This is a genomic window from Butyrivibrio sp. VCD2006, from assembly GCF_000423925.1.
Lineage (GTDB): Bacteria > Bacillota > Clostridia > Lachnospirales > Lachnospiraceae > Butyrivibrio.
Genome location: NZ_KE384108.1, coordinates 1 through 10673, shown reverse-complemented (window position 1 = coordinate 10673; position 10673 = coordinate 1). Strand labels below are relative to the sequence as shown.

Here is a 10673-nt window from a genome sequence, read left to right as displayed (position 1 = left end):
ATATCACCTTCATTGTTATTGGATGTGTTGCTATTACTAACTTCTTCATTATTATCATCTTCAGTATTTTCTTCTTCAGTATCTAATGCAGATGGTTCAGTATCATCTTGTGTAAGATTAGTACTATTTTCTTCATCATTATTGTGTGTTTCGCTATTAGTAATTTCTTTATCATCTACTGTAGATGAATCTGTAGTACTTTGCGAAGCGTCATTTGTACTATCGCCTACACCATGTGTTGTATCATTATCTTCGTTATCATTCACAATAGACGATTCAGAATCATCTTGTGTAGGATTAGTTTTGTCATCGCCAGCATTGATTGGCACATTGCTATTTTCATTGATATCTGTGTCATTATTCTCTTTCTCGCTATCACTGTCACCTTCAGTTATAGTATCCTTCCAAACTGGGCAAACATACGTATGACTACTAATAGTCAAGATATCACCAGGATTATAGTAAGATTTACCTATCTTCCATGAATCAAATTCTTTACCCTCAGGAGCGACAAAGCCATTTTCTGGCAATGTATAAGTATCCCCTGCATACACTGATACAGAGGGCATATAACCTTCTCCATCATCATCAAAATCTACAGTGTATTTATATTGTTCACGCCACTTAGCGTATAAAATAACTATAGGATTATCTATAGCCCCAGATACACTTAAATACAAATTATCTTCGTCAGACAAACTTGAATAATATGATGATTCCGATAAACTGTATTGCCACCCATCAAATACAAAATGTTCTTTCTTAAATTGGTTTTTAGAAAGTTTGATATACTTATCGGCTTCAGCGATTATATCATCCATGCTACCAGAAGTAGCACCATTCCCATCAAAAACAATCCTATAATGCTTGGGTAGTTTCTGATTAACTTTTATAGCCGTTCCATTGGAAATGGAAAAAATTGGTTCAGTAGTATCGTTTATATCACACCATGAAATTCCATCATCATAACGCAACTTGATCGCAGATGAAGAATTATTGACTATCTTTTCCAGATTTTTGAAGTAATTCTCCAAATAGCCACATTCAATTTTAGATGTTTCCGAAATAATTATGTTTTTTACAATAGCTACATAGTCTTCAATACTATTGTCTGAAGCTATAAAAAGCTCTCCATTTCCACTTAGTGAAAGGTTACCTGCTCCATCAAGCTCATAGAATATGTCACCAATTGAACCTTTTATTGTTCCCATCCTATTAACGAACCAAGGTGTACCTTGAAATCTTGTTTTAAGATAACTATCATCTGAAAATGAATTCGGTAAAATTACCTCCGTAAGGCTGCTACAGTATTTAAAAGCATATTCCCCTATGGATGTAACTGAATTGGGGATTGTTATACTTGTAAGGCTGCTGCAGTCATAAAATGCATAATCACCAATAGATGTAACTGAATTGGGGATTGTTATACTTGTAAGGCTGCTGCAGTTAAAAAATGCAAAAACACCAATAGATGTAACTGAATTGGGAATTGTTATACTTGTAAGGCTGCTGCAGTCATAAAAAGCATCATACTCTATAGATGTAACTGAATCTGGTATCGTTATGCTTGTCAGGCTGCTACACCCATAAAAAGCATAATACCCTATAGATGTAACTGAATCTGGTATCGTTATGCTTGTCAGGCTGCTACACCCATAAAAAGCATAATACCCTATAGATGTAACTGAATCTGGTATCGTTATGCTTGTTAGTTTGCTGCATCCATAAAAAGCATAATACCCTATAGATGTAACTGAATCTGGTATCGTTATGCTTGTTAGTTTGCTGCATCCATTAAAAGCACTCTTACCTATTGATGTAACCGAACCAGAAATGATAACTCTTTTTATCGCCGTAGATCTATAATTCAAATATCCCAAATTATTTTTTATTTCACCACTTCCACCGATTTCTAACGTTCCATCATCATACATTGTCCATGTTATTGTGCCATCTGTTTTGGTCTCGAAAACATTTGCCGCACTTGCATCTCGCTTGATAAAAACAAGCATTAGTAAAACAATTATGAAAACAAAACCACCAAATAAACTTTTCTTCTTCATCTGTAACCTACCTATTCAACCTCATTAAAGCGCAAAAAAAGACAAGGAGCCCCTAAGTCCCCTTGTCCGGAAAAAATATTAACATACAACCTTCATAAAAGCAACATTTTCTATAGTTACAATTTAATATTACCAAATCAAATGTTGTGGCTTATATTAAAAGAAAGCACCTGCGGTAGGAATCCGCAGATGCTTTGATTTTTCAAAACTCTATGCTACATATTCTTTTAGCATCTTATCAAGCGTTGGTCTTGATATTTTAATAGCCTTAGCAAACTGTACTTTGTTTATCTCTCGCTTCATGTACTTATCGTAATACTTTTTGAACAGTTCACTATCAACTTCAATTTTCTTCCTACCTTTATACTTTCCTGCCTTCTTGGCAATAGCAATGCCCTCTCTCTGCCTTTCAAGAAGATTAGCACGCTCAAACTCTGCTATAGCTCCAATCATAGTTAGCATCAGTTTTCCGGTAGGAGTACTGGAATCAATATTTTCTTTGTTACTTACAAGATCAACTCCTTTTGACTTAAGCAGATCAACTATCTCCAACAAATCCTTTGTACTTCTTGCCAATCTGCTTAAATCATGGATGTAAACTGTATCCCCCTCTCTAACAAACTCCAGCATCCTTTGAAGCTCTGAGCGATTTGTATTCTTTCCACTGGTTTTTTCAGTAAACCACCTATCAATATCATGCCTTTTAAGAGCTTCTACTTGACGTGCTTCATTCTGCTCAACTGTGCTTACCCTTACATACGCTATATGCTGTCCCTTTGCCATACTTCAAATTCCTCCATTATAAAGCTAATCGAAATGTGACGTGACGTAGTGGATGCAAAACTAGATTCCTAATATAGTTTACATTGTGTAAAATAATACGATTATCAACTCTATTTTTACTATAATACAGAATATCGAAAATGTAAATATAGAGTATAGCCTATTTTTATACTTTATCAAAAACTTCATTATCTGCATCGTTCCCTATACACGTCAAATGTGAATACTTTTAACCTGTTTTCATGGGGAGGAGGGTACTTTTCGCGCATGAGCGCTGATTTTATGCAAAGGGTGCGGGAGCTCATTCATTCACACATCTAAAAGCACATTCCTACCATGTAATCCCCAGGCCTTCAAGCAACTCTAACTTCATTTACACCTTATTAAAAATCAATTAATTGGAAAAACCAGTCTTTTCCGACTGGTTTTCTATAAATTATTGCCATATTAGAGCCGATTTTTAGTACATTTCAAAAGGTGCAAATCCAATGAATAAAGTCCTTTTAATCACCTAAAATAAGCCATTTCTACCTCTTTGTTTGTAGACTGCCGTGGCATACGAATAAGATTCTAATACCCCTGCACATAAGTGACATGAGCAAAATTACCGGCCATTAGGTTGACTCCCCATGTACCATAATAGTAAACTTTTAGTATGTATTCTAAATCTCTAATTTGTATCACCATTATCATTATTTGATTACCTATGACATTATTGGATTATAAGTTAAGATTGGAGGATCAGCTATGAAACCATATTCAGGGGCCGGTAATTATATCTTTATCAGTTATTCGCACAAAGATACGGACAGGGTATATCCAGTGATAGATCATTTAATAAATATGGGATACCATATCTGGTATGATGAGGGCATTGATCCGGGAACAGAGTGGGATGAAAATATCGCCGGTCATCTGAACGGCTGCGTTGGTATACTTGCCTTTTTATCTGAAAACTATTTAAACTCTGAGAATTGCAAGGATGAGTTAAACTACGCCCGTGATCTTGGTAAGGACCGAGTTCTAATATATCTTGAATCTGTGGAGCTTCCGTCAGGCATGGCTATGAGGCTTAATCGTATCCAGGCACTTCATAAATACAAATACAGTGACATGGGTGACTTCTTTACTGAATTGACCAAGGCTCCTTTGTTTGGGAAAAATGATATTTCTTCGCATGAAAATCATGAAGAAGTAATTTCTGGAGATAATACTGACATCCTTCCGGCGAATCAAGACAATAAGAATGAAGTGAATCCGGATGAAGGCATCATAACAAAGAAGGACTTCTTAAAAAAGGAAGAATACAGGACGGCAGGATACTGCATATTCGGTTCTGCAATCTCAATATATGTGTTTGCTATCGTTTTGATGTTCTTTGGTGGTATGCTGGGCGGCATTATCATTATTGCATTTACTCTTCTGTCCCAAATAACGCTTAACCAATGGTATGCCCTGGGTGCAGCAGCAGTAGCATTAGTATTCGGTTTTATTTTGCCATTCTTTTTTATTCTGTTTATTGTAGTAGCATTTCTGATATTGTGTTTAATGGAGGTTGACAGATTATACAAGCACTATCTTGCAAGTATGGAATTACTCCCTTTTATGCCTTTTAAAGGTCTGATTGCGAAGAAAACAGCAAATGAATAAAAAAGAAATTATTCTTTTTAGCCCTTCGTATTCCTTTATCCTGCGAAGGGCTTTTTCTCGCTTTCTGACAAAGCTTATTACCGATCACACACATTGCCTCAATGTGCATTTTTCAATCTGAACCGAATCCGGCATATGGTATATGTTTTATCAGACACTCAGCAGCGTCTTCGATATCTTCAGGATCAAGCTCCTCTCCTTCCCGGGCACTGCATTCAAACTCATCAACTATATTTTCAATCATTACCATATCAATAAAAAGTGTAAGCTGCGAAAACGCCTCATCCGGAAGATCTGTTTCACTCATATATCCATCAATCACCGTGTCAAAATAACCTTTCATCCCTTCCATACGTTTTTCGGGATCCGGCTCATTTTGATACCATCCGGTTCCATGAATCCAGAGGTTAGCAAGGTCAAACATATACCAGCAATACATACAGTTATCAAAATCAAATACCGTGATGTCTCCGGTTCTCATATCAATATGATAATTCCCGTCACTGAAATCAAAATGAACAAGTCCGTAAGCGCTATCGTTCACAGGAAGTCTGCGAAAACACTCCAATCGCTCTCCGATCGCATTTTTCAGTTCTTCATATTCATCCGGTATTAGCTTATCGATATACCCCGGGTTGTATTTGTCGAAGAACTCCGGTCTTTTGTTCACAGGCTTGTATGCCTTGGACAGTCTGTGAATCGCTCCAAGCGCCTTGCCCGTGTTGTAAAAATACTCATCAAGCGAAGCCCCGTCTCTGTATCTGTATCCATTATCTGAAATAAGCATTCCCTTTGCATAATAAAATAGCATTGCAAAATACTCTATTCCATCCTCAGAAAAAGCTTCCACAAGCTTTCCGCTTAATGAAGGAATCACATCCGCCACAGGAGCGCCTGCTTCTGCAAGATAATGAACAAACTCTGCCTCTGCCAGATATTCATCAAATTTTCTGTCGCCAAGCATCGAGAAACGCAAAACACGCTGCGGAATTCCGTTTCTTTTGCAAATAAATATCTGATTTCTTCCGCCTTCATGACCTGGTACTTCACTTAATTCATATTCCTTTAAACCATACAAATTCTTTGCATTTTCCAGATATTTATCCAATTTTCTTCCCCTGTTACTCGAACCAGTTCTTAATCGTTGCAATTTCCTGAATGTATCCGTCATCATCGTTAGGAGTCTCTAAAATAAATGGAAGGCATTCAAATACAGGATGCAATGCAATTCTTTTCATAGCCTCCATGCCAATCATTCCCTGCCCTAGCTTTTCGTGGCGGTCCTTGTGTGAGCCGCGTTCATTCTTGCTGTCGTTAAAATGAACCGCCTTAAGACGCTCAAGCCCGATAATGCTGTCGAACTGATCAAGTACACCCTCAAGGTCACCCACAATATCGTACCCGGAATCCCAGGTGTGACATGTGTCAAAGCAGACACCAAGCTTTTCATTTAGTTCAACGCGATCAATAATTCCTCGTATTTCTTCAAAGCTTCTTCCGACTTCCGAACCTTTTCCCGCCATTGTCTCCAGTAAAACCGTTGTTTGCATTTCAGGAAAAAGCGCTTTGTTGAGGCCCTCAGCAATCTGTTCTATTCCAACGTCAGCACCCTGCCCTGTGTGAGAGCCTGGATGAAAATTGTAATATTGCCCGGGGAGTGCTTCCATTTTCTCAAGATCCTTTTTTAACATATCTAGCCCATTTGCCCTGGTCTCAGGATTCGCTGAGCAAAGATTCATAGTGTAGCTTGCATGAGCAACCAGTTTTCCGAATTTATTATCTTCTAAAATTTCTGCAAGAGCGTTAACATCAGCAGGCTCAATATCTTTTGACTTGCCACCTCTTGGATTTCTTGTGAACCATGAAAAGGTATTTCCGCCAAATGAGAGCATCTGATGTCCCATTGCCTCATATCCATTTGTAACTGACAAATGGCAACCAATATATATCAAAATAAAACCTCCTAAGCTTCAGGTTACAAACACTCTAAAACTTCGTCATTACAAGACTCATATTCATATTCTAGAATAAGAACGCCAAAAAGACCACACCCATGAAGGATGTGGTCTTTCGTATTTTCCAGAAAAATAAAATTACTGTTCTCCGAGCTTTCCGTGTTTTTCGTAGTTTGTGATTCGTGAAGCCTTATTGTTCTCATCAACGAAGACTACCTTAGGCTTATGTCCCTTGGTCTCATCAGCGGGGATGCTGCAGTAGCACATGATGATCACATGGTCATGCACTGATACGCAGCGGGCTGCTGCGCCGTTTAAGCAGATCACTCCGCTTCCGCGCTCACCTGCGATAGTGTATGTCTCGAAGCGATTTCCGTTCTCCACATCTACTATCTGAACCATCTCATATTCAAGAATTCCTGCCGCATCAAGAAGGTCTTCATCGATTGTGATGCTGCCTACATAATCAAGCTCTGCCTGAGTTACAGTAGCTCTATGTATTTTGCCCTTAAGCATAGTTAAATTCATAATTCCACCTTTTTCTATCCGTTATCACTCAACAATAAAATTATCGATAAGTCTAACCTTTTCGTTAATGTAAACTGCTACTGCCATAAGGATGGGGCCATCAATTCTGTCCACCTTCTGAAGCTCGTTCCAGTCTACGATCTCGACATAATCAATTCTTGCAAGAGGCTCTGATTCGATGATATCAGTAACAGCCTTTTTAACTGCACTTGCATCCTTCTCACCTGAACGAACCATATCCTCACCTACGGTAAGAGCCTTGTGAAGAACAAGAGCTTTCTCGCGCTCTTCTTCAGTAAGGTAGGTATTTCTTGAGCTCTTGGCAAGACCACTCTCCTCACGGATGATGGGACAGCCAACGATTTCTATATTAAAGTTGAGGTCACGAACCATGCGCTTTACAATTGCAAGCTGCTGAGCATCCTTCTGTCCAAAGTATGCCTTATCAGCCTCTGTAATATTGAAAAGCTTGCTGACTACAGTGCACACTCCGTTGAAGTGGATAGGACGGCTTTTTCCGCAAAGCTCTGTTGATAAAGTATCAACGCCAACATATGAATGGAATCCATCAAGATACATCTCAGACGGCTCCGGATGAAAAATGAGGTCAGCTCCGATCTCTTCACATAATTTGCAATCTGCATCAAAATCTCTGGGGTATGTAGCCAGATCTTCCTTAGGTCCAAACTGAATGGGGTTTACAAAGTCAGAAACTACTACCTTGTCACACTCCTTGCGGGCACGGCTTATAAGACTTGCGTGACCCTCATGTAAATATCCCATTGTGGGAACAAGGCCGATTGTCAGTCCCTGCTTCTTCCACTCTCTAACGTTTTCCTTAACCTCTTTTATTGTTTCTGCCTTAATCATGATTATGCCATTTTCCTTTCATCTTCACCCGCAAGTGATAATCCTTTTTTTGAAGTTACTCTGCGAACCTCTCTCATAACTTCTTCATCTATTTTGAAATTGTGCTCTTCTGCAGGAAAAGCCTTAGATTTAACCTCAGCATCATATTCCTTGAAAGCACGCTTCATCTCTTCACCGATATTTGCAAAATGCTTCACGAACTTGGGCTTAAAGCCTGAGAACATTCCAAGCATATCCTGGTAAACCAGAACCTGACCATCACAGCCATTGCCTGCACCAATGCCGATTGTAGGAATTGTAAGTTCGTTAGAAATAAGAGTTGCAAGCTCCTCAGGAACGCACTCAAGTGTAACCATGAATGCACCTGCTGCCTCAACTGCCTTAGCATCCTCAACAATCTGAAGTGCTCTGTCTATATTTTTACCCTGCACCTTAAATCCACCAAATGCATTGATAGACTGAGGTGTAAGACCAATGTGTGCCACAACCGGAATATCTGCATTTACGATTGCACGGATCTGTTCAACAACTGTTGCACCACCCTCAAGCTTTACAGCCTGTGCATGGCCTTCCTTTATAAGACGGCCCGCATTTTTTACAGCATCATAAACTGATGTCTGATAAGACATGAAGGGCATATCAGCTACGAGGAATGTATCCTTAAGGCCTCTTGAAACACTTGCGCAGTGATGAATAATATCATCAACGGTAACGGGAAGTGTGTCACTATATCCCATCATTGTCATTCCAAGGGAATCACCAACAAGAATTGCGTTGATTCCTGACTCCTCGATAAGGCGTGCTGTTGAATAATCGTAGCATGTAAGCATGCTGATCTTCTCTCCGTCTCTCTTCATCTGCTGAAGAGAAGTAACTGTGTTTTTCATTGTTCTTTTAATCCTCCTGATTGGTAAGTAGAAGCTCCAACTGACTATAATCCGCTTCGGGGTGCTTTGCTTTCGCAACCTCCAGCGTCTTTAGCGATAATGTTTTGTAAACCTGTCTGTCAATTCCTTCGAAGACTTTCAAATGCTTTTCAACAGTGCCGATGTCTCCTCGCTCTATAGGTCCCGTAAGTGCTGCCTCTGTGCCTACACTAAGAACCTTTTTCACATTTCCAAGAAGTAGCGGTGCAATCGCATCACCGAGCTGCTCCTTAGAAAAACCGCATGCAAGAAGTTCATCCTGTGCTGCACGTATAAGCCCGACAACAAGATTCGAACACATAACGGCCGCGCCGTGGTAGCGCGTTTTAACATCAGCATCAATCACCGTATATTTAAGATCACTTCCTTCTAAAAGTGCCTTAATTTCAGGTGTATGATCTGCATCTCCTTCAATTGTAAACAGTGCTTTTGGAAGCTCCTGGTATGACCGGTATCTGTCTGATACCGCCAGTAATGGATGGATCGAGAAACCGAATGCGCCAGTTTCTTCAATATCCTTAAAGATATTCGAAGATAAAGAGCCGCTGCAATGACATATCATTTTTCCGGCAATAGACATATGTTTTACACTATCCCAGACCTCAGAAATAGAGTCGTCCGGAACAGTGATGAACACTGTATCACTTTCTTCAACTAGTGTCTCTAAATTTTGAAAACGTTTCGATTTGCAAAAATCCGCAGCATCCTGTGCGGATGAAATTGACCGGCTATAAAAGCCTGTGAGATTGTGCTGAGTATCGGAAAATAGCTTCCCTAGAGAACAGCCTACCTTCCCTGCACCTACAAATCCAACCTTCATTGGCAACACCTCCTTTATAACGGGGGGTGATACAGTCTCGTTCAAAATGATACGAGCAAGCCAACGGGCGCACCTTTTTAAAATTTAGAAGCTTTAAAGGTATAGTTTCTTTCGAATACCATCCGCATAACACTTTAGCATCTGTGCTTCTCTATGTAAAGATGGCCCGTGAAAAAAATATCATGACGCTGCGTCCACGTAATACTGAGACTGCGCAGCAAACATTTCAGCATAAATTCCGGCCTTCTGATAGCAATCCATAGCATCCTTGTCCTCAAGATACTCAAAGGGCATAGTCATAAACTTTCGATTTTTATCGATGATCAGCTTGAACCTCGCCCCGATGTAGCGCCACCACTGTGCCCACATATAAGCCTGAAGCAGCGTGAAAACAATCTGCATCAAAAAGGTAATGCAGATTATTCCAAACAGATGCCATACAGTATCCTTTTTTTGTAACTATGTCGATAACGAATTTGGACATGAACGTCCAAAAATACGCACATATTGGCGTACAGATAGCAGACAGAATAATAGTAAGTGCTGTCCACTTGTCATATGCAAACATCTCCCTAGCAATGTATGCAAGATTGTCAACTACCACGCACCTAAAGGTACGTGGCTTGCGACTCCCCTGTAGTTTGTTGCAATAACTCCTACATTTTGTCGGTGTAACTTCCGTGGGGTCGCATCATGGGACGGTCGACACCGCCCCTTACAGACAAGACATGCTTATCTGTAACTGTATCAGGTACTCTATATATTAACCTCACGGATAATATATTCCCATGCCGTACAGTAAACGCTAATGCTTGAGTATATTTTACGTAACACCAAGACTTATGTGTTACAACCTCATATATACTTGCCAATGTACAAAGAGTGCCTTTGGTGAACAGCGCACCTAACGGTTTTCTCGTAAAACTTGCTGTTGAGTACATTATAGCATGTATGTTCTTGGATAACAATTTACAAGGCTCCTCCCACCGCCCAAGGGCAGTGGGTTTCCGCCTACGACAACCGAAAGGAATTTATTTATGAAGATAGCAGTATGCGATGATGAAGAAAGAATAAGAAA

10 protein-coding genes are annotated in these 10673 nt (G+C 39.7%); 1 reads left to right on the top strand and 9 read right to left on the bottom strand.

Annotated features, from left to right (window positions below):
* Both G586_RS25380 and G586_RS0119475 read right to left on the bottom strand, forming a co-directional pair.
* Positions 1–2063 (bottom strand): leucine-rich repeat domain-containing protein (locus G586_RS25380; protein ID WP_242832067.1); only part of this gene is annotated, 2063 nt, incomplete at its 3' end.
* Positions 2064–2273: 210 nt separating this feature from the next.
* Entirely contained in the window at positions 2274–2846 is a 573-nt protein-coding gene (locus G586_RS0119475; RefSeq protein ID WP_026529045.1) for a recombinase family protein, read from the bottom strand.
* A gap of 747 nt (positions 2847–3593) precedes the next feature.
* Here G586_RS0119475 and G586_RS0119470 point away from each other — a divergent pair.
* Positions 3594–4496, top strand: coding sequence for a toll/interleukin-1 receptor domain-containing protein (locus G586_RS0119470; RefSeq protein WP_026529044.1), 903 nt, complete (start codon positions 3594–3596; stop codon positions 4494–4496).
* 112 nt (positions 4497–4608) lie between these two features.
* On the opposite strand, the gene G586_RS24050 is transcribed toward G586_RS0119470, so the two are convergent.
* The 7 genes from G586_RS24050 to G586_RS0119435 all read right to left on the bottom strand — a co-directional run bounded on the left by G586_RS24050 (position 4609) and on the right by G586_RS0119435 (position 9997).
* On the bottom strand, positions 4609–5604 hold the full coding sequence (locus G586_RS24050; RefSeq protein ID WP_051204952.1) for a phosphotransferase enzyme family protein: 996 nt from the start codon (positions 5602–5604) through the stop codon (positions 4609–4611).
* A gap of 13 nt (positions 5605–5617) precedes the next feature.
* Positions 5618–6448 carry a deoxyribonuclease IV gene (locus G586_RS0119460; protein WP_026529043.1) on the bottom strand — a complete coding sequence of 277 codons (831 nt, stop codon included), beginning with the start codon at positions 6446–6448 and terminating at the stop codon, positions 5618–5620.
* A gap of 141 nt (positions 6449–6589) precedes the next feature.
* Positions 6590–6979, bottom strand: a complete 390-nt coding sequence (gene panD / locus G586_RS0119455) for an aspartate 1-decarboxylase (protein ID WP_026529042.1) — start codon at positions 6977–6979, stop codon at positions 6590–6592.
* Between the two features lie 24 nt (positions 6980–7003).
* On the bottom strand, positions 7004–7849 hold the full coding sequence (gene panC / locus G586_RS0119450; RefSeq protein WP_026529041.1) for a pantoate--beta-alanine ligase: 846 nt from the start codon (positions 7847–7849) through the stop codon (positions 7004–7006).
* Positions 7850–7851: 2 nt separating this feature from the next.
* Positions 7852–8736, bottom strand: coding sequence for a 3-methyl-2-oxobutanoate hydroxymethyltransferase (panB, locus tag G586_RS24045; protein WP_081674482.1), 885 nt, complete (start codon positions 8734–8736; stop codon positions 7852–7854).
* Between the two features lie 7 nt (positions 8737–8743).
* Positions 8744–9595, bottom strand: a complete 852-nt coding sequence (locus tag G586_RS0119440; protein WP_026529040.1) for a Rossmann-like and DUF2520 domain-containing protein — start codon at positions 9593–9595, stop codon at positions 8744–8746.
* A gap of 180 nt (positions 9596–9775) precedes the next feature.
* Positions 9776–9997 carry a hypothetical protein gene (locus G586_RS0119435; protein WP_026529039.1) on the bottom strand — a complete coding sequence of 74 codons (222 nt, stop codon included), beginning with the start codon at positions 9995–9997 and terminating at the stop codon, positions 9776–9778.
* Positions 9998–10673: the final 676 nt, after the last annotated feature.

Bases quoted from the DNA above. Each gene is read 5' to 3' on its own strand.
- panC (WP_026529041.1), bottom strand. From the start codon at position 7,849: ATGATTAAGGCAGAAACAATAAAAGAGGTTAAGGAAAACGTTAGAGAG.
- panB (WP_081674482.1), bottom strand. From the start codon at position 8,736: ATGAAAAACACAGTTACTTCTCTTCAGCAGATGAAGAGAGACGGAGAG.
- G586_RS0119435 (WP_026529039.1), bottom strand. From the start codon at position 9,997: ATGCAGATTGTTTTCACGCTGCTTCAGGCTTATATGTGGGCACAGTGG.
- G586_RS0119475 (WP_026529045.1), bottom strand. From the start codon at position 2,846: ATGGCAAAGGGACAGCATATAGCGTATGTAAGGGTAAGCACAGTTGAG.
- G586_RS0119470 (WP_026529044.1), top strand. From the start codon at position 3,594: ATGAAACCATATTCAGGGGCCGGTAATTATATCTTTATCAGTTATTCG.
- G586_RS0119440 (WP_026529040.1), bottom strand. From the start codon at position 9,595: ATGAAGGTTGGATTTGTAGGTGCAGGGAAGGTAGGCTGTTCTCTAGGG.
- panD (WP_026529042.1), bottom strand. From the start codon at position 6,979: ATGAATTTAACTATGCTTAAGGGCAAAATACATAGAGCTACTGTAACT.